This is a genomic window from Streptomyces sp. NPDC020884, assembly GCF_044333935.1.
Lineage (GTDB): Bacteria > Actinomycetota > Actinomycetes > Streptomycetales > Streptomycetaceae > Streptomyces.
In genome coordinates this window covers 490219-508332 of the sequence record NZ_JBIRRY010000002.1, presented here as the reverse complement: position 1 = coordinate 508332, position 18114 = coordinate 490219, and the positions used below count along the sequence as shown (strand labels likewise).

Below are 18114 nucleotides of genomic sequence, written 5' to 3'. Positions count from 1 at the left end.
GCCTCGCAGCGAGCTACGGAGCCTTGCTCGCGGGTGGAGGCGTGATGGACGGTTCGATCGTCGACCGGACGTAGATCCGCGTGGTATCAGGTGTGAACTCGTGGGCGAAGAGGTCGACGCAGCGTTGGAGGTACTTGCCCTCCGGGGACGCGAGGTCGTCCGGGCACAGGTTGGCCTTCCGCAGGCCCTGGACGAACGTCTCCGGTTCGGGCAGTCCGAGGTGACCGAAGGCGGCTGCGGGCCGGTAGTCCTTCTCCTCGGGGTGAGAGTTCCCGATCATCTCGGTGCCGCTCCGGATGAGCCGGCCCGTGTACCGCTCCGCGTCCTCGCTCGGCAGGACGAACGAGAGCAGGCCGGTGTCGTAACGCTGCCCGGTCTTGTAGCCCGACCGTCGGTCCGAGGCTCCCTCCGGAATACGGATACCGAGCTGGCCGCTCATCCAGGCGGGCGTGGCTCCGTCCTCCCAGCAGCAGGTCATCTCCTGGTCCGTCAGGTCCGACGACACGTCGTCGGCGACCCAGGACATCACACCGATCGTGGCGGCGACGCAGGCGAGGAGCACCACAACGACGACGACTGCGACCGGCACACGACGGCGGCGCACGGGCTGCGTGTCGGCAGCGGTCTGGGGGGAGGTGTCCATCAATGATCCTCTATCGCGCTTCCTGCTGCTCACGACCCGGATCCGTCCGGTCGCCCTCGCGGCCGGGCTGGTCCGGCTGCGGCAGCGGGCCCTGGTTCGGGGCGGGTCCGCCCAGATCGTAGTGTTTGACGGAGCTGCTGCCCGCCATGTCGAATTCCTGGGCGATGCCCGTGGTGTGGAGGCGGGCCATCTGACCGTCCGGAATGCTCATGCCGCTGCCCCACGGGAGATCGATGGTCACGCCTTTGCTCTCGTCCCAGTTGTAGCGGTCCCAGGCGTTGGCCTGGTAGTCGAGACCGACCTTGGGCTGTCCGTTCTCGTCCGGTACGACCGTGACCACCCCGGTCACGTTCGACCGGGTGGACCCGACTGCGTAGAACCAGTTGTTGTCGACATCCGGTGTGAAGGCGAAGTCCCGGTTTCCGGTCTCCACCGGCATCGAGACGGGTTGTCCGCCATTGCGCCGGAACTCCGCGAGAGCGTCGTCGCGCCAAGCCGCCTGATGTTCCCTGATGCCGTCCTCGATGTGCGCGTTGAAGCCGGGCACGTCCGACATCATCTTGTCGATTGGCAGGTTCATGTCCGTCCCGCTGTTCCCGAGGTAGTGCGCCATGTGCCGCGCGGCGTCGTTGTCGCCCTTCCAGTCGGCAGCCTCGGCGATCAGGTTCATCTTCTCCCGGGTCCTGCGCTCCTCGGCTCCCGGATCTTCGACACCGTGAGGCCCGGAGCCCCGGTCGGGGGCGGCTTTTTTCACGGTCGGGGCGAGCAGTCCCGCCGCGAGAAGGTCGTCCTTGTGCCCGGTCCACAACTCCGCACGAGCCTGGGGGCTCAGCGATGTCCACAGCCGCCGCAGCTCGGCCCGCTGTGCCGTGTTTGCGTCGCCCCCGAGGGAGGCGAGCTTGGTGGCCCGAGGGAGTTGGTCCTCGTCGAGCGAGGTGTACGTCGCGTGCCCCGCGTTGTGCGGGTCACCGCCGTGGCTTCGCTTGAGGGCCCGGGTCACGGCGGCGTCGATCTCGGCCGCGTGCGCAACCAGACCCGTGAGGGTGTCGGCGTACCACTGCATCAGGTCCTTGGTCCGCTGGGACGTGCCTTCCACGCCGCAGAAGGCCTCCATGACCTTCACGGTGCCGTTGGGTCCGTCCGACACCAACAGCCCCGGATCGGGTCCCGCCGACCGGTCGGGATTGCCCTTGCGGGCTTCTGCGGAAAGCTCGCGAGCCCGCTTCTGCACGTGCGTCAGCTCGGCGTGACCGTCCCGGAGGACTGCCGCGATGCTCTGTGCCTCCATCTGGAGATCCGAGACCTCCTTGACCGTCTTGCGGACGAACTCCTTGGTTACGGAGGCGTTCAGCCCTGCCCAGTCGGCCCCGTCGGACAGCTGGAGGAGACCGCTGTAGACCTCGGTCCGCAGCTTCTTCAGGCCGGCCGCCGTCGAGGTCCAGTCATCGGCCGCCGAACTCAGTTTGCCCAGGTCGACTTCGACGAGATCCGTGTACGAGAACGCCCCCATGTTGTCCCGCTCCCCCTGATCACTTCACGTACTTCTGCAGTTCCGACACCGGTACAGCGGAGCCGTCCCGCCCTCTGAGCGTGGCGGCGATCTCCACCTCGTCGTTGGCGTGCGACTTCTTCGAGTAGTCCAGGTGGTTGGAGATGTGCGCGAACATCTGCAGGACCGTCTTCACCTGCGAAGTCCAGACTTCGAGCGTGGTGTACAACTCGCCACCCGCGCTGAGGTTCCGGCCCTGCAACTCCGCTGCGGCCCGAGCGGTGGTCCCCGCGCCGGCCTTGTCGGCACCGGCGCCCGCCACGTCGGCACGCTTCCGCAGCTCGCCGTGGATCCGGAAGGCCTCGTTGCCGACCGCGCCCAGCTCGTCCCGGTGCACTACGAGGTCGCGATTGGCACCGGATGCCGGAACACCGGGCTGGGCCCCAGCCGTGTTGAGGCTCATCTGCACCGACTGCCTGTCTCGCGCGTCGGATTTGAGTGCTGCCCACTCGTCGTCGAACGTCATGGGTCCCCCGCCCCTGATCGATGCCAACGGTTCACTCTAGCAACGGGGTTGCCGTTCGATCATGGGGTTTCGCCCCTCGTGGGACGGCCTGGGGGGCAGACAAGGTCACTGACGAAGGTGCGCCATGCGGCGTGGCCGAAGGCGAGGACGGGGCCGGTGGGGCGCTTGCTGTCCCGGACGGGGACTAGGCAAGGGTGGTTGGGGGCTACCTCGACGCAGTTCCCCTGTCCGCCGCTAAAGCTGCTGGTACGCCAATCCAAGTCCGTGGTGTTGGCCGATATTGGTGCTTCGTGCTTCATGACTCGTGCTCCTTGGCAATGCGACTGATCAGCGCAAGCGACTCCTTCTGCGGCAGCGCAACCGTGCGAGCGTCATCGAACAACGCGCGGTAGTGCGCTACCTCAACATCCCGCTCCAACCAGATGTTGCCGGTTGGCGTCTCCGAAAGCACCAAGTCCAGTGATGCCAGTTGCGGGAAGCTGAGCAGCAGGTAGGGGCCGAACATACCCGAGTGGGCTCCACGCGAGAACGGCAGCACTTGCACGGTGACGTTCGGGTGCTCTGCCATGGTGATCAGCTGTTCCAGTTGGGCGTGCATCGCTGCAGGGCCACCCACCACCTGGCGCAGTGCGCCTTCCGCGAGTACGGCCCAGAACTTCATGGGGGAGTCACCCACAAGGCGTTCTTGCCGTGCGAGCCGTACATCGACGAACTGGTCGACCTCTTCAGGAGTTTCCCAGGCGCGCGAGGCCACTGTTACAGCACGCCCATACTCTGCTGTCTGAAGAAGCCCAGGTACCAGTTGCACCTCGTATGTGCGAATGCTGTCGCAGATGGCCTCCATCTCAATCTGGTCGCGGTACGCGGCACCCAAGACAGAGTCGTACTTGTGCCACCAACCCTCACGTCGACGGCGGTTTGCCTGCCGGGCCAACGCGACGAGGCGGTCACGCGCCTGCGCGTCTTCCACTCCGTACGCACCCATGAGAGCGATGAGGTCTGGTGCACGCACTGGGACATGACCGTTCTCGATGCGGCTGATCTTCCCTTTGGTGCAGTCGAGAACCTCGGCCGCGGTGGCAGTCGACAGCCCCGCATGCTCGCGGAACTTGCGTAGCTCGTCGCCAAGTTGGCGGCCGAGCACAGTGGACGGATTGACGTTAGGCATAACGCACTCCCTATCAGAGTCTCAAGCGAAACACCGGCGACCTCCAGAAAGAGTGAATAAAGCGCCAGATATTCATTCAACGTTGCGTAAGTGGCTGTCGCACAGGCAGGCTACTGCCCCGCAGGGTCCAACGACACTGCAAATCACCGACCTAGTTCGACGCATGCCGAACAGGAGGGGACGTCATGGCAGAGCACCCAAGCATCCGCGATTCCACCTTCCAGCTCGTTCGTTGCCGCAGTAGCGCTTCCCGAGCGCGAGCTGCATTGCGTGCCAAGCTCGGCGAGTGGCGTGCAGATCAAACTGCTGCCGCAGACGCCGAGGTTGTGCTGTCGGAGCTGGTGACCAACGCGCTGAGGGTCAAGGTGCCCGGAGACCGGATGGTCGGCGTATGCATCGAGTGCCGGGAGCGCGGCGGGCTGCTGCGGCTGGAGGTGAGCGACGCGGGGGAGGGGCGGCCGGTGGTACGGCAGCCCAAGGGCCTGGACACGGCCGGGCGTGGGCTCCTGATCGTGCAGGCACTGGCTCATCGCTGGGGCGTGTGCGAGCGGCAGGCCGGCATCGGGAAGACGGTGTGGGCTGAGCTTCTGGCCCCGGGCATCGTTCCCGGAGAGGTGAGGAGGAGGTCGCGGCGGTGACCGTGCGGGTGGGCCAGAGCGTACGAGACGGAGAAGTCTGGCGAAGGGTCCACAGCGTACGGAGCGAGCAGTACGCGTCCGGCGGGCTCTTCTTCGTCGTCGGCCTGGAGGACGGCCCGACGCTGCGGCTGCAAGCCGGAGACGTGGTGACCGTGCGGACGGCCGGAGCGCATGGGGTGGACGATCTCCGAACCGCCGAGGTCCGACCCCGGCTTACGGTGGGCCCGGTGAACGCGCCGTGAGGTGGCTGTGGGAGAGGTTCGGACAGCGTCGGCGTTCCGTGGAGACTGTCGGACCCCGGTTCACCGGCACGCTGGTGCAGGTGATCGGAGGCCGCGCCGTCGTGGTCGGTGGGGCGGGTCGACGCGTGCCAACGTCAACACCGGCACGGTTCCTGATGGTCCGGGACGGGCGTGGTTCGCTGCGGGGACGTATCCGCATCTCGGCAACCTTCGACGACCCTCGTGTCAGCATCGCCGAAGCATTCGGGGTGCGTTGATGAGGCTTCTGCTCGATACCCGTGTCGTGTTGTGGTGGATGGCGGACGCCCCACACCTGCCCGCCCGCATCAAGGACCTGATCGACACCGAACTGGCAGTTCATGTCAGCGCGGTGTCGCCCTGGGAGGTCACCATCAAGCAGTTCCTCGGTGAGGTCGAAGGTCCGGGCGACCTCGCCGAACAGGTTCGGGACCTGCGATTCCCGAGTATCCCCGTCACCGCTGCCCACGGCGTGCGGGCGGGTCGGCTGCCGATACTGCACACCGACCCCTTCGACCGGATACTGGTCGCACAGGCGCAGGCCGAGGAGCTGGCCGTGGTCACCCGGAACATCTATATCCCGCAGTACGACGTATAGACCGTGCAGGCCTGACCACCTGTACGTCGCACCTCGGGAATCGGCTACGTCAGCGGCTGGTCGCACGCCTCCCGCGCGTGGCCGGGGCGGGGCGCCAGGTGCGCAGATCCTCGTCGGTCAGGCCGCGGTCGCCTTGTTGGGTGGCACGGTAACCGGCGAAGAAGGCGGCAGGGCTGCTGCCATACAGCGGGTCGAACTCGTTGTGCCACTGGTCGAGCCAGGGCTGGAGTTCCAGCACACCGGCGAGGAGAGGCGTCATCTCTTCCGTGGACAGGTCGTGCTCGTTGGTGAAGTACGTCGTCAGCGCCTGGGCCTGCTCGCGGTGGTCCCAGCCCATCCAGCCGAACAGCTCGGGGGTGCCGGAGATCGGGCCGGTGGCGTACGAGATGAACCGCTCCTTCGGCACGTCCAGCTTGCCGCGCGCCCGCCAGTAGGACGGCTTGAGGAAGTCGGCCGAGGTGTACTTCGGGGGTACGGGGATCGAGTCCCGGATCTTCCGCTTGGCCGGCTCGTCCGGGGCGGCGTCCTCAAGCCGCTGGAGGTCCCACACGCGTTCCCAGTCGGCGCGCTTCTTCAGGCCGGAGGGCTTGTGGCGCAGCGCGGCGAGGAAGGGCACGTGCTCCTCGGAGAGGAGATCGGCGACGACGGTCGTCAGCTCCTTGCGGGGGGCGTACAACTCGGCGACGGACATGAAGTCCTCGTCGAGGGAGAGCGCAGAGGTGAGCTGGGTGCGGGTGAGGACGGTCGGCTGGCCGTCCTGGAACCACAGGTCACGGTTCTCGATCCGGTCGAGCAGCCAGGACTTGAGGGCCCGCTCCTGGAGAACGTCCCACCCTTCGGTGGCCCAGCGCCGCTTGTACTCGGGCCGCTCGATCATGCCGATGGCCCTGGAGGTCTCGATGACGTCGATGCGCTTCTGGACGACGGCCTTGTAGGCGTCGGACCAGTGGTCGGGCATCTCGGTGATGGGTGTGGAGTTATGCCGCTTGAACCACTCGCCGGACGCCTCGCCCTTCTCGACCCGCCGCGCGAGGACGATCTCGAAGGCGCGCTCACCGAGGGCAAGTTCGGGGACCTCGGCTTCGGGGGCCCGGAGATCTTCGGAATGCAGCTTATAAAGAGAGTAGACCTGCCAGTCGAGTTCCTCTTGTAGGGCGATCATTCTAGCGCGGGCGGAGTGCCATTTGTCGCAATTTTGATTCAAAAGGTGCGAATTGGGGGCAGGTGATGACGGAGAGGTGAGTGCGTGCGGACTGCTTGCTGCACTATCCTGGGCATATCTCTGAAGCGAAACGGCAACCGTTGTTGGAATGTTTGCGGGGAGAGGGAAACGCGCAATGTTGCTGCCGTTGAACTGATAAAAGCGTTCCCACATTTCGGTTTTAATTCCCGATTGGTACCCTTCGCTTCCCTTGCTGTGGCACATCATTTTTAGCCAAAACCCGGCTGTGGAGCTGTTTAGTAGCGAGGATAGGTGGATGTGTGCTTCCTCCTCCGATCTCCTGTCCATCTTAATTACGGGAGCGGTTTGCTTGAAGACTTTTCCGCCTCTTTCCAAGGCGAAATGATTGTGTGTCGAGACTTCCGCGAAGGTGATAGAGAGAGGGGTGCTGTAACGCTCTTTGAAAAACATGGAGTACTCAAACCATGTCAAACCTCTCTCGACCTGGCTCATGCCAAAAGCCACTCGGCTGCGCAATAGCTGGCGATTCGGCCAAAGGGACTGGGCGAGTAGAGGTGGGGCCTCTGGCTGAAGTGTTTCGCTTGAATAGGGCCAGATCGATGCAGTAGGGGTGCTGACGACGTAATCGCGGACGTCGGTGCCCTCGACTAGGGGGCGCTGATGATCTGCGTCGATCCTGTGGCGGCGCATGTAGGCGGCCCCAAGCATATAAGCACTGTCCTCCCGTGTGACAGCTCCCGTACCGACCTCCTGCACCTCCCGTGCGATCACGCTGTGTGAGTTTAGGCTAATCTCTTCAATCATCTCGAGGCCGCCATCGGCAAGAATCCACGGCTGCTTACCGAAGTAGCGTTTCCGGTCAACGTTGCCGACCGACACCCACGGACTGGCCGACCCGGGGGAATCGACTAGCGCTGTGATGGATTCCCAGACTAGCCCCGCTGCTGGATTTGCTGGAGCGGAAGGCTCTCCTTGAATGCTGCGAACAGTCCGCACCGTGTCTGCTCTGCCAGCTCCCCCACGCCGACGGCCTACCAGGATCACAGTGGGTGTGCCGTGTCCTGGAATGTAGGCCCCGGATGTATCGATTACCTCTGTGAGCTCGACTTTATGTGCGAAGTATTCCTCGATGAGCTTTGCGCCGAACTCGCGCTTCATGAACGAGTTTGCTGTGATTTGACCGGTCATGCCGTACCCGTGTCCATCTTCTCTCCCCGTCTTGGCGAGTTGGAAGAATCGCTCTGCGAATGGCACGGACAATGCATATGATCCGGAGCATGATGCGTACAAAGTTCGGTACAAGGCGTTGAGCTTCTTATCTTTGACAGTGATGTATGGAGGATTACCCACCACCACGTCATACCGCCCCCGCTCCAAAATCCCCGGATAGTCATCCAGGTCCTCCGTCGCATAGGAGAAGTCTGCCAACCGCTTACCCGTATCCGGATCGACGAGATCGAACTCCTGCTGCCGGTCCTCGATCAACGAGTCGCCCACCGCCAAGTGCACCGGCCAGTCGTACCGACCCGCCTCCGCCAGCGTCCGCACATTCGCCGCCGCCATCGCCGCCAGCAGCAGCCGAAACCGGGCGATGGCCACCGCGAACGGGTTGATGTCCACCCCGTGCACGGAGTTCAGCGCGTCCCGCACCCGCTCGTGCACATCCCGGCCCGGCTGCCGTTCCGCCCACAGCTTCACCATCCGCCGGAACGCGCCCAACACGAAGTGCCCCGACCCGCACGTCGGGTCGATCATCTTCAGTTCGCCGAACCGGCCGCCCATCTCCCGCACCACCGGGCTCATCGTCCGGTCGAGGATGAACTCCTCCACGAACTCAGGCGTCTGGAGCAGCGCGTACGTCTTCCGAGCCGCCTCCGACAGGTCCTGGTACAGGTCCCCCAGGAAGCGGGTGTCCCAGCCCTTCGTGCCGTCCTCGTTCAGCGGGTCCGTGAAGTCGTGGACCAGCGGTGGAAGGGCCCCCTCCGCACCAGTGGCGTCTGCCGCGCCGGACCCATCCGCGTCACCGGACGCGCGCTCCCGCCAGAACTCCACCAGCGCGCGGGCCCCGTCGTGCGAGATCGGGATCTGGTAGAGCGGGTTGCGCTCCCGGTCGAACAGGAGCCTGCCGGCCTGGCCCTCGCCCAGTTCCGCGAACGCCCTCTCCAGCCACCCCCGGTACGTGGGGTTCTCGATCGCCTCGTCCTCCACGTACTGGGCGAACCGGGCCTCCGCCAGGTCGCGACGCTCCGCGTCCGGACCCGTGATGTAGGGCTCCGGGACGAGCCGGTTGTCCTCGCAGAACCGGACGAAGACCGTGCCCAGCACCCACGCCACCGCCACCTGCGTGACCCGCTCGCCCAGCCACGCGCTCCAGGTCGCAGCCGTGCGCCCCAGCTTCCGGGCCTCCTCGTGCTCCGCCCGCAATCGGCCCGCGACCGCGTCCGCGTTCCGTACGGCCTCCGCGCGCTCGGGGGACAGTTCCGCGACGCGCTCCTCCAGCCAGGTGTTCCACTTCGGGGCCTGGGCGGGGACGGCGAAGGTCGCGCAGGCCTTCCCGTGCTCCGTACGCAGCGGCTTGAGGATTTTGTCGCCCTCCGCCACCTGCTGGTCGAGATCGTTCTCGACCGCCTTCACCTGCTTGATCAGGTCGGTCAGCAGTGCCTTGCCCTCGCGGTCGATCACTTCTGTACGTCTCCCGTCGTCCCGTTCGCGTTCACTGCCGACGTACTCCGTACGCCGCCGCCCTCTTGTTCGTCGCCGCGGTGGACGTTCAGCGCCCAGCCGTCCGGCAGCGGGATCCACTCGCCCAGCCCCGCCTGGTGCGGGACCGCCGTCCGTCCCAGCCGCGGTGGCCGCGCCGGATCGCTCTGCGGGCAGAGCAGCCACAGCCCGGCCCGGCCGTCCCGCGCCTGCTCCGCCAGCCGGTCGAGCACGCCCATCGCGTCGTAGCGCGCGAGCACCCCGGCATCCGTGAGGAGGACAGGGGACAGGGAACCCGCCACGGACAGCAGCTCGCCCACACGCGGCTCGACCGCCGCCCACGCGGTACGCGCGTACTCCGCGAACTTCATCGCGCCCTTCGAACCCGGCGGAGCCACATCCGCCCGCAGGATCGTCTCCCAGGTCGGCTTGGGGCGGGCATCGACCAGGTCGTGCAGGGCATTCAGGAACAGTTCGGTCACCGATATCGGCCGGGCACCGAAGCGGTCGCTCGTCAACTCCCGTACGGCATCCCGTGTGAGTGCTGTACGCACAGTCAACACGCGGAAGCCGTCCCGCCTCGCCGATGCCAGCAGACGTTCCTCGGCCGCCCAGGCGCCGGCGTTCTCCGCGTCGTCGGAGTAGCGCCGCGCGGAGATGGTGGCGGTCGCCTGTCGGCGGCCCTCCGAGGAGAGGAAGCTGGAGGCGATATCGGACCGACGAGGCAGGTAGCGCAGGGTGCCGGTGCTCTGGCGGGTGGACAGCACCAGGTCGAACCCGGCGTCGCGCAGAGCCTTGGTCAGCCGACCGCCGCTCAACAGCGTGCGTTCGCCCCGCTCGTTGAGCAGCTCCGGGAAGCGGGCCCGTACCCGCTCCTGGACCTCGGAGGGAGGCAGGCCCGGCTGGTCGGAGTCCGGCACACCCGGAATCCAGCGGACCAACCCCGCCTGGGTCAGACGCAGCGCCCGCACCAGGGGCAGATCGCGCGGGTAGACCTCCAGCCGGGGCGTCGCGCCCGCGTTCCGGGACGCGGCCGCCGCGACGACGACGAGTCGGCGTTCGTCCCACTCGACCGTCTCGCTCGGAGGGGGGACCGCCGTCAGCTCCGTGAGGACGGTCGTCGCGGTCGGCAGGGTGTCCAGCTTCGCCAGCCGGTCCGCGACCCGCCCCAGCTGCTGCGCGTAGTAGAGGAGTCCGGGTGCGGACGGTGTCTGGGGCGCGTCGTTCTCGCCGACCTCCAGGGCCAGCAGGCCCGCGGCCATGGCCTCGTCTGCCGCGTCCCGGTTCGGTGCGTGCCGGAACTCGCTCTCCTGCGGCAGGAGTTGCTCGGCCTCCACCACGGCGCGGACTGCCGCCAGGGCCAGCGCGCGGCGCTGCTCGCGTTCCAGGAGCGTGGTGCCCCGGCGGACCGCCAGGGCGTCCGCGACCTCCGCCGCCGATGCCAGCCGGCCCGAGGTGTGCAGCAGCTCCAGGATCTCCGCACGCAGCGCCCGTACCGTGGGATGCCTCTTCCACCGGGTGCGCTGCGTCTTCAGCATCTGCGGGATACGGCCCGCCGACAGGCCCAGCGCCTCCGCGACGTCCTTCTGCTTCGGCCAGACGCCGACCTCGGACGGCAGCTCACCGCGCTCGTTCGGCAGCCGCAACAGCAGCCGGACCATCTCGCACTCGTTGCGGTTCGAGCCGTCCTTCTTCAGCTCCGGTACGAAGATCGTGGCCAGGGCGTCCAGGCTGACTCCGCGCAGCGCGCGCTGCGGCAGCGAATCCGGGTCCGTCGCCCCGGCATTGGCCAGCTCGCCCGCCACCGCCTCCTCGGCTGCCGACAGCTCGGCCCTTGCCTCCTTGCGGCCCTGCGGGGTGAGCGGGGCGGCCGGCAGCTCGGCGAGACGCCGACGCCACTCCTTGATCCGGCCCAGCACCTCCCTGCGGGTCTTGGCACCGAGCCCCGGTGCGTTCACCAACTGCCGCTGGCTGTAGTCCAGCAGCTCACCGACCGTGTTCACCTTCAGCCCGTACACGAAGGACACCGCCGCCGGGCCGAGGCCCGACGCCGAGACGGCCGTGGTGCGGTCCGCCTGCGCGGCCTGCCGGTCACGCAACCGCTCCGCACTGTCCTCCTCGGCGTCCGCGATCCCCGCCTCGGGTGTACGCGGACGGGCCGATGTCTGTTCATCGGCCTCCGGGGCCGGCCGGGAGCGGCGGGTGGACGGCTTGGCCTCGTCCATGGCGAGGAAGATCTTCTTCCAGGCGTCCCGCATCGGCTTGAGATCGCGGAAGCGCTGCGAGGCGTCGCGGTGGAGTGCCGTACGAAAGAAGGCGACCAGCCCGTCCTTGACCGCCGGGTCGAACGCGTCCCCCGCGATGGTCGGGTACGGCTCCCGCTTCGGGTCGGTCTGCCGGGCGGACACCTTGCCGTCGCCCCACAGTGGCAGCTCGCGCGATGCCATCTCGTGGAGCGTCACCGCCAGGGCGTACCGCTCGGCGTGCGCGTCGTACACCGAGCGGTCGGTGAGCGTACCGATGAACGGGTCGAGATAGCCGTCGGTACCCGCGCCGGTCTCGTGCACCGGATAGCCGGCGAGCGAGAAGTCGATCAGCACCAGCTCACGCGTGCGGTTCGGGCGGATCCGGATCGCGATGTTGTCCGGCTTGATGTCCCGGTGCCAGACCCCCTCGCCCTCCAGGAAGTCCACCGCCCCGAAGAGATAGTCCCCGTACGCTTCCAGCTGGTCCACCGACAGACGGCCGGAGTCGCGCAGCTGACGGGCCACGGTCTCCTCGCGGCGCCTGGCCCGGGTCGAGCCCGGCGCGGCGGCGGTGTCCGGGTCGGCGGCGCGCTCGTCGCCCACGTACTCCATGACCAGCACCGTGCGGTGGGCGATGCGCTGAGGCTCCGGCTCGACGAGACGGATGATCCGGGAGTCGGCGCGCAGCCGCCCCATGACCTCGGCCTCGCGCACCAGCACCTCGGCGCGGCTGTCGGACAGCGCCACCTTCAGGACGGCCAGCGACTTGGAGAACCGCACCTCCGGCCCGGCGAGCAGGTCCCGCACCAGGAAGGCGCGGCTCGTCGACCCCGTACCCAGCCGGCGCCGGACCTCCCAGCGCCCCGCCAGCACGTCGCCCGCCACCGCGTCCAGCGGATCCTTCTCCGGTACGGGGGCCTGCGGGGCGGTGGTCGGGGGCGGCGGTGCGACCGGATCGGCCGACACGGGCTCGGTGAGGTCCTCCTCGACGACCTCCAGCATCTCCAGGAACTCGTCCACCGACGACAGCCGGGCGTCCACCTCATACGCGGTGGCTGCCTGCACCAGCTCGTCGATGTACCCCGACAGGCCGTCCACGACCGCGCTGGGGCGCAGCCCCTCGCCCGCCTCGAACCGGGCCAGCAGCTCGGCCTGGCTGGCGGCCGGGGCCCTGAGCGTGGCCAGCAGGTAGGTCAGCACCCCGAGCCCGTACACGTCCAGGCCGACCGGATCGGGCTTCAACGCGGTCAGCTCAGGCGCCAGATAGGGGTCCGCGCCCTCGGCGAGGTGCGCGCCCGCGCGGGAGAGCGTCGTGGGCGCGAGACGGTCGCCACCGCCGGGGCCACCCTGCTCGGAGCCGCGCTGGACGGCGATCTGCCAGTCGGAGATCTGAAGGAACGGGCTGAGCCACCCCGCGTCCTCGCCGTCCGAGCCGTTCGGATCCCGGGGGCGCGGCATCAGATGGATCGCACGCGCCGCGAGACTGCGGTGGTAGATCCGTCGGCCGTGCGCCGAACGCACCGTCTCGGCGAGCTGGCGTACCAGTGCCATGCGGCTCAGGATGTCCAGCTTGGCTCCGTGCTGGAGCAGATACTCGTCCAGCCGCAGAGTCCGAGGGTCGTAGTCGAAGATCAGCGCGGGGCCCGCGGAGTGCCCGGACGGGTCGTACTGCTTCAGCTGCACGACTCCCGGGTGCCGGAAACGCCGCAGCACCGCGGCCTCCCGCCGTGCCGCGTGCTCCACCGAGGCCCGCAGACCGGCGTCCGAGCCGCGTTCGCGCAGATACACCCGTACCCGTGCGGCCTCGGGGAGATCAGTGTGCTTGGCCAGGTAGTCGGCCCAGGTGGGGCCCGAATCGAAGGACTTGCGGTTCAGGAGGTAGGGGCCGACCTTGTACTCGGCGTCGCTGGGGGCGATACCGATCTTCTTCAGCGCCGCGGCCACGGCACGCGAACGCACCGCGTCGATCCGGCGCTGGTCGTAGGCCGGTGGCTCCTTCAGCATCGCGACGAGCTGCGGGACGGTGTGGACGCCGTGCCGGTCGTGGGCCGGGAGACGGTTCCTCAGCGCGGAGTCGGTGAAGCACACCGCCTCCGAGACCCACACCCGTACGCCCTGGCTCTCCAGCAGACCTGCCAGCTCCTTGGCCTTCCGGTTCGCCAGGTGCAGGGGGTTGCCGTGCGAGACCGCCCGGCCGCCGGGCCGGGTCTGCAACCAGGAGCCGTTGCGGGACTCGACCGAGCCGTGCCAGTCCTTCAGTTCGATCAGGTGCACACCACCCGGAGCGATGACCAGGAGGTCCACCTCGCGGACGTGCCCGGTGTTGGCGGTGAAGGTGAAGTTCGACCAGGCACGCCAGGGATCGTTGTCCGGCAACTCGGCGCGGATGGCCTCCAGGCCCCGCCGCTCGTGCGGGAACTCGGATTCCGTGACCGTTTCCCAGCGGCCTTCCCGCATACGCCGTCCCCGCTCCGCTTCCGTGATGTCCGGGGATCCGCGGCCTTCCAGCCGCGGAGAAATCCCCCGACCGATCGTATCGGCTGGCCGCGATTGCCCGTGCCTGTCATGGGAGCTTCGGAATCCGTTAGGCGGCGCTTCGCAGGGCATCGTCGAAGTACCGAGTCGGGTATCGCGGCATTGATTCCTGCCGGACGAGGGGCCTGAGGCGGAATCATGACGCCCGAAGCCACTCCCAACGGACTGCTGCACGTATCCCAAACGGACTGCTGCATGCGGTACGATAGTGAGGTAGCTGGCTGAGGGATACGCCTTCACGTCTGCTTTGTGGTCATTCAGTGATGTCTGGATCAACGGGAGGGCAGATGGAAGAGCGGAAGGCCCGGGCGAAGTCCGCCGTGGCGCTGGGGATGATCTGTGCGCTGGCGGCTGCGTTCTGGCAGTTGGCCCGTACTGGCAGCGTGGACCAGGGGCTGGAGGCCGGTGGGATGGTGTTCCTCGCCGTGGTCAGCCTGGCCTTCATCGTCCTGACCTACGTGGGGTCCGACTGAGCACCGACAGGCATGATGGGGCGAACCCGGCACACGTACGTCGGTGGCACGAGAAGGACAGGAGCCGAAGGTGGAGAAAGCGTCGAATGTGTCGCTGTCGCGCGCGCTGGAGGCTGTGCGCGGCGCGTTGCCCCAACCGGACGCCGTTCACTTCGTCATGCTCCTGGCCCTCCTGCGCCACGAGGCGGAGTGCGACGACTTGATGGAGAGGTCGCAGGCGGAGCACGCCTGGAGCGGAGTTCTGGGCCGGGGCCTGTGGACGCGGGACGGCCGGGATGTCGTGTCGGAGGTCGTGCGCGGCCTGTGGGAGTGGCAGGCGCGCCACGTTGAACTGCGGGACCTGCCGCCTGATCTCACGGACGTTCGAGGGGCCGACCTGGAGCCGCTCGTGCGCTGCGTGTCCACGGCTCCGGACCTTGCGGCGTTGTTCGAGGACTGCCTGGAACACGTCCAGAGGTCGGCCAAGGGGGGCGCCTACTACACCCCTACGGACCTGGCCGGACTCGTGGTCGGCCTGATGGAACCTCGTCAGGGTGAGAGTGTCTACGACCCGGCATGCGGCTCCGGCGGCTTCCTGCTCAAGGCCGATGAGTACGCTCGTGCGCGGGACGGGCAGGCCGGCGATCCGGCTCTGTACGGACAGGACTCCAACCGGGCCGCGCTCGAAACGGCTGCGATCAACCTGGCGGTGCACGACGTTCCGGGCTTTCTGCACGGGCCGGCGTCCAGCTTGACCGACGGTGGGTTCCAGGGCCTGACCTTCGACGTGGTCGTCGCCAACCCGCCCTTCAACCAGACCGCGTGGTCTCAGCAGGCCCGGGGAATCCACCCCGACTGGCGTTATGGGTTCCCGCCGGCAGGAAACGCGAACTTCGCCTGGGCGCAGCACGTGGTGGGCAGGATGTCGCCCAAGGGGCCCGGCCGCGGAGCACTGCTTCTGCCCACCGGCGCTGCATCCACCACAAGGTCCGCGGAACTCCAGATCCGTGCGGGCCTCGTCGAGGACGATGCCCTCAGCTGCGTGATCGAGCTTCCTGCGGGTCTGCTCCCGCACGTACGCAACCCGGTGACGTTGTGGCTCTTCAACAGCAGCAAGAAGGGCCGCACCCCCTGGGGGGCGAGTGACCGGTCCGGGCACACCCTGCTGATCGACGCCAGTGGTACCGCGGTCAAGGTCGCGCGCGGACGCCGGGTTCTGCCGGGCGACGCCAGAAACCGCATCACGGCCACCTTCGCATCCTGGCGCGGTGCGCAGGACCAGGAACCCTACGAGGACGTGCCCAGTTGGTGCAGATCGCTGACGATCGAGGAAATCGCAGCTCAGGAATACGACGTACTGCCTTCCCGTCGTGTCGGCGCTCCCGTAGCGGAATCCGGACACGGCGACGACAGGGAGAGGGTGGGCGACTTGACCCAGGAGCTGTACGGCCTCTTCGACAGGTCCCACCGGCTGGAGGCCGAGCTGAGTGATCTTCTGGAGCAGTGGTGAGCCCGGACCCCCTGGAGGAGCGGCTGAGCCGACTGCCCCGAGGCTGGCGAGCAGCCCCCCTGGAGCGGCTGCCATGGGTTCTGGACATCCGCTACGGCATCACACGGCCCGGCGCCCACGAGGACGACGGCGTGGGGATGGTCCGAGCCTCCGACATCCAGGAGGGCCGCCTCCACAGCGAGGATCCGAGGAGGGTCAATCCCCTCATCCACAAGGCGAACGCCCGCAGCGAGGTGAGGGTCGGGGATGTACTCGTCGTGCTCGTGGGGAGAGTCGGTGAGGCAGCTCTGGTCACGGAGGCGCACGAGGGATGGAACGTGGCCCGCACGGTCGCGCTGGTGCGCACGACGGGCCCGGACCAGGCAGCCTGGCTCAGACTGTGGCTGGGGTCGTCATATGTACGGGACTGGTGCGACAGGCACGTCAGAGGCTCCACGCTGCAACGCACTCTCAATCTGAAAGAGCTGCGCGGGCTCCCCGTGCCGCTGCCGCCCGCAGGAGCGGGGGCGGCACTCCTCCGCACGGTGAGGGCAGCAGAGGGAAAGATGTCGGTGAACCGGCGCATCGCGGAATGCGCCATGTTGCTGAGCGACGCGCTGTTCGCCGTCGAGGTGCGTGACAGGGAAGCCTGGCCCGAACGATCCTTCGGCGCGGTGACGCACCTGCGCATGGGGCAGGCGGCGCGCCCCCGAGAAGATGCCTCTCGCTCGACAGAGCTGCTTCTGGAAGGCAGTGTGCCTTTCCTCGCGCCCGCGGACGTACTGCGCAAGGGCCTTCCGTACGTCTCGCGGACCGAGACCTGGCTGGTACCCCCTGGCAGGGACTCCGTCTGCGCTCCCCAGTCACTCCTCCTCGCGACCAGGGAGGACGGCGTGCATGCTGTCCTGAACGACGTGCCGGTAGTGCCGGGGCGAGGCGTGCTGACCCTGCGTGCCGAGACGTTGGCCGACGCGTACTGGCTCCTGCACGAAGTCCGATCCCGAAGCAGGGAACTCACCGCAGCGGCCCAAGGGCCGGGGGGGCGCGAGCTGAGCCGCAACGCGTTGGCTTCTTCTGTGCTCCATTGGCCCACGTCTCCCCAGCGTGAGCGTTTCGCAGAGGTTGTCGGCAGGCTTCACGCGCGCGCGAGAGACACGCAGACGGAGAACGCGGTTCTCAGTAGGTTGCCGAACGTTCTCTTGGACAACTTCCTCGACGGAGCGGCCGTTTGACGAGGGCTGGAGGAGCGCCCGGCGTCACATCCCATGGCTCACGCCGCGACCGTCCGGCGCCTGCGAGCCCAGGTCGGCGTACAGCTGACTGTCGAGGAAGTGCGGGCGCAGGGTGTGCAGCCAGGCCAGCACGACCGCGGTCTTCCCCACCCCGCCCAGCCCGCTCACCATGGCCAGCGTGGGATGCCCGTCCTCCCCGGCCCGGTGCCGGTGCGCCTTCAGGGCGCGGAGCTCGTCCGAGCGGTCGGTGATCCGGACCGAGGGCGGTAACTGCCGAGGCGGCGGCACCTTCTCCCGCGCCCCGGCCCCGGGCACATGGATGCGCAGAGGCCCTTTCCGCGCAGGCGCTTGATGCCCGGGCCCACGGTGCCCAGCCCCCGAACGGCGGTGCGCCTTCTTCACACGTTCTCCGCCCTCCGCCCCGTGCGCTGTGGCACCGTGGATCAACTGATGACTCGGATGTCCGAGCGTCCGCGTAGGGGGACCTTCATGCGATTTCGTACCGGCGCGGTCGCGGCCGCGCTCGTCCTGTGCGCCGCGACGGGCCTGGCGGCCTGTTCGTCCTCGTCCGACACCGCAGACGCCACCCGGCCCGCCGGTGGCCCCGCCGTCCCGACGACGGCCGGCCCCGCGGACGACCTGACGGGCCACATCGAGACGGGCAAGCGGCAGGCGGGCCCACCCGAGATGGACGGGCAGCACGCGACGGGCTCCGCGCAGTGCGCGACGTCCGCCGCCGAGATCCCGGCGGAGTGCGCGCTGGATCTCTCGTTCTCCGGCATCACCGAGGGGGAGCGGGCCGCGGAGCCTCCCGTGCGTTGAACAACGGCATGACAGGAGGGGCGGGGGCCCCCCCCGGGGGGCCCCCCCCCCGGGAGGCGCGGGCGCCGGGGCCCGGGGCCCCCCCGCACCCCCCCCGCCCCCAAACCCCCATAAAAAAAACACGCGGAAGACT

At 68.0% G+C, this 18114-nt stretch carries 14 protein-coding genes and 1 pseudogene; 7 read left to right on the top strand and 8 right to left on the bottom strand.

Translation table 11 applies throughout. The annotated features are described in order from the left end of the window. Positions 1-13: 13 nt before the first annotated feature. The 5 genes from ACH4UK_RS09055 to ACH4UK_RS09035 are packed head-to-tail and all read right to left on the bottom strand — an operon-like array spanning position 14 to position 3826. On the bottom strand, positions 14-643 hold the full coding sequence (locus ACH4UK_RS09055; protein WP_398355369.1) for a hypothetical protein: 630 nt from the start codon (positions 641-643) through the stop codon (positions 14-16). A 10-nt stretch (positions 644-653) separates the two neighbouring features. Continuing rightward, a complete protein-coding gene (locus ACH4UK_RS09050; RefSeq protein ID WP_398355368.1) occupies positions 654-2153 on the bottom strand; it encodes a hypothetical protein in 1500 nt (499 codons plus the stop codon). Positions 2154-2172: 19 nt separating this feature from the next. Continuing rightward, positions 2173-2658 (bottom strand): hypothetical protein, encoded by a 486-nt coding sequence (locus ACH4UK_RS09045; protein ID WP_398355367.1) that lies wholly within the window; start codon positions 2656-2658, stop codon positions 2173-2175. 59 nt (positions 2659-2717) lie between these two features. Beyond that, positions 2718-2957, bottom strand: coding sequence for a DUF397 domain-containing protein (locus ACH4UK_RS09040; protein ID WP_398355366.1), 240 nt, complete (start codon positions 2955-2957; stop codon positions 2718-2720). After that, positions 2954-3826 carry a helix-turn-helix domain-containing protein gene (locus tag ACH4UK_RS09035; RefSeq protein WP_398355365.1) on the bottom strand — a complete coding sequence of 291 codons (873 nt, stop codon included), beginning with the start codon at positions 3824-3826 and terminating at the stop codon, positions 2954-2956. The genes ACH4UK_RS09040 and ACH4UK_RS09035 overlap by 4 nt, the downstream gene beginning before the upstream one ends. 185 nt (positions 3827-4011) lie before the next feature. Between ACH4UK_RS09035 and ACH4UK_RS09030 the strand changes: the two genes are divergently transcribed. The 3 genes from ACH4UK_RS09030 to ACH4UK_RS09020 all read left to right on the top strand — a co-directional run bounded on the left by ACH4UK_RS09030 (position 4012) and on the right by ACH4UK_RS09020 (position 5322). Then, a complete protein-coding gene (locus tag ACH4UK_RS09030) occupies positions 4012-4464 on the top strand; it encodes an ATP-binding protein (RefSeq protein ID WP_398355364.1) in 453 nt (150 codons plus the stop codon). Next, positions 4461-4706, top strand: coding sequence for a hypothetical protein (locus tag ACH4UK_RS09025; RefSeq protein ID WP_398355363.1), 246 nt, complete (start codon positions 4461-4463; stop codon positions 4704-4706). Before ACH4UK_RS09030 ends, ACH4UK_RS09025 begins: the two co-directional genes overlap by 4 nt. Positions 4707-4962: 256 nt before the next feature. Then, positions 4963-5322, top strand: coding sequence for a type II toxin-antitoxin system VapC family toxin (locus ACH4UK_RS09020; protein ID WP_398355362.1), 360 nt, complete (start codon positions 4963-4965; stop codon positions 5320-5322). A 49-nt stretch (positions 5323-5371) separates the two neighbouring features. On the opposite strand, the gene pglX is transcribed toward ACH4UK_RS09020, so the two are convergent. After that, positions 5372-9187: a BREX-2 system adenine-specific DNA-methyltransferase PglX gene (gene pglX, locus ACH4UK_RS09015; RefSeq protein WP_398355361.1), complete on the bottom strand. Its 3816-nt coding sequence runs from the start codon at positions 9185-9187 to the stop codon at positions 5372-5374. Next, positions 9184-13908 (bottom strand): BREX system serine/threonine kinase PglW, encoded by a 4725-nt coding sequence (pglW, locus tag ACH4UK_RS09010; RefSeq protein WP_398355360.1) that lies wholly within the window; start codon positions 13906-13908, stop codon positions 9184-9186. Before pglW ends, pglX begins: the two co-directional genes overlap by 4 nt. Positions 13909-14273: 365 nt before the next feature. Here pglW and ACH4UK_RS09005 point away from each other — a divergent pair, with 365 nt between their 5' ends. From ACH4UK_RS09005 to ACH4UK_RS08995, 3 genes are all read left to right on the top strand, one after another. Further along, positions 14274-14459 (top strand): hypothetical protein, encoded by a 186-nt coding sequence (locus ACH4UK_RS09005; RefSeq protein ID WP_018959013.1) that lies wholly within the window; start codon positions 14274-14276, stop codon positions 14457-14459. Positions 14460-14529: 70 nt separating this feature from the next. Continuing rightward, on the top strand, positions 14530-15948 hold the full coding sequence (locus ACH4UK_RS09000; protein WP_398355359.1) for an N-6 DNA methylase: 1419 nt from the start codon (positions 14530-14532) through the stop codon (positions 15946-15948). Then, a complete protein-coding gene (locus tag ACH4UK_RS08995) occupies positions 15945-17159 on the top strand; it encodes a hypothetical protein (protein WP_398355358.1) in 1215 nt (404 codons plus the stop codon). Before ACH4UK_RS09000 ends, ACH4UK_RS08995 begins: the two co-directional genes overlap by 4 nt. Before the next feature lie 48 nt (positions 17160-17207). On the opposite strand, the pseudogene ACH4UK_RS08990 reads toward ACH4UK_RS08995, so the two are convergent. After that, positions 17208-17447, bottom strand: a pseudogene (locus tag ACH4UK_RS08990) (regulator); the annotation flags it as partial. A 201-nt stretch (positions 17448-17648) separates the two neighbouring features. Between ACH4UK_RS08990 and ACH4UK_RS08985 the strand changes: the two are divergent. Further along, positions 17649-17981, top strand: coding sequence for a hypothetical protein (locus ACH4UK_RS08985; protein WP_398355357.1), 333 nt, complete (start codon positions 17649-17651; stop codon positions 17979-17981). The last annotated feature ends 133 nt before the right edge of the window (positions 17982-18114 follow it).

Excerpts from the sequence above, each read along its gene's own strand:
- ACH4UK_RS09055 (WP_398355369.1), bottom strand. The coding sequence starts at position 643 with ATGGACACCTCCCCCCAGACCGCTGCCGACACGCAGCCCGTGCGCCGC.
- ACH4UK_RS09050 (WP_398355368.1), bottom strand. The coding sequence starts at position 2,153 with ATGGGGGCGTTCTCGTACACGGATCTCGTCGAAGTCGACCTGGGCAAA.
- ACH4UK_RS09045 (WP_398355367.1), bottom strand. The coding sequence starts at position 2,658 with ATGACGTTCGACGACGAGTGGGCAGCACTCAAATCCGACGCGCGAGAC.
- ACH4UK_RS09040 (WP_398355366.1), bottom strand. The coding sequence starts at position 2,957 with ATGAAGCACGAAGCACCAATATCGGCCAACACCACGGACTTGGATTGG.
- ACH4UK_RS09035 (WP_398355365.1), bottom strand. The coding sequence starts at position 3,826 with ATGCCTAACGTCAATCCGTCCACTGTGCTCGGCCGCCAACTTGGCGAC.
- ACH4UK_RS09030 (WP_398355364.1), top strand. The coding sequence starts at position 4,012 with ATGGCAGAGCACCCAAGCATCCGCGATTCCACCTTCCAGCTCGTTCGT.
- ACH4UK_RS09020 (WP_398355362.1), top strand. The coding sequence starts at position 4,963 with ATGAGGCTTCTGCTCGATACCCGTGTCGTGTTGTGGTGGATGGCGGAC.
- pglW (WP_398355360.1), bottom strand. The coding sequence starts at position 13,908 with ATGCGGGAAGGCCGCTGGGAAACGGTCACGGAATCCGAGTTCCCGCAC.
- ACH4UK_RS09005 (WP_018959013.1), top strand. The coding sequence starts at position 14,274 with ATGGAAGAGCGGAAGGCCCGGGCGAAGTCCGCCGTGGCGCTGGGGATG.
- ACH4UK_RS08985 (WP_398355357.1), top strand. The coding sequence starts at position 17,649 with ATGCGATTTCGTACCGGCGCGGTCGCGGCCGCGCTCGTCCTGTGCGCC.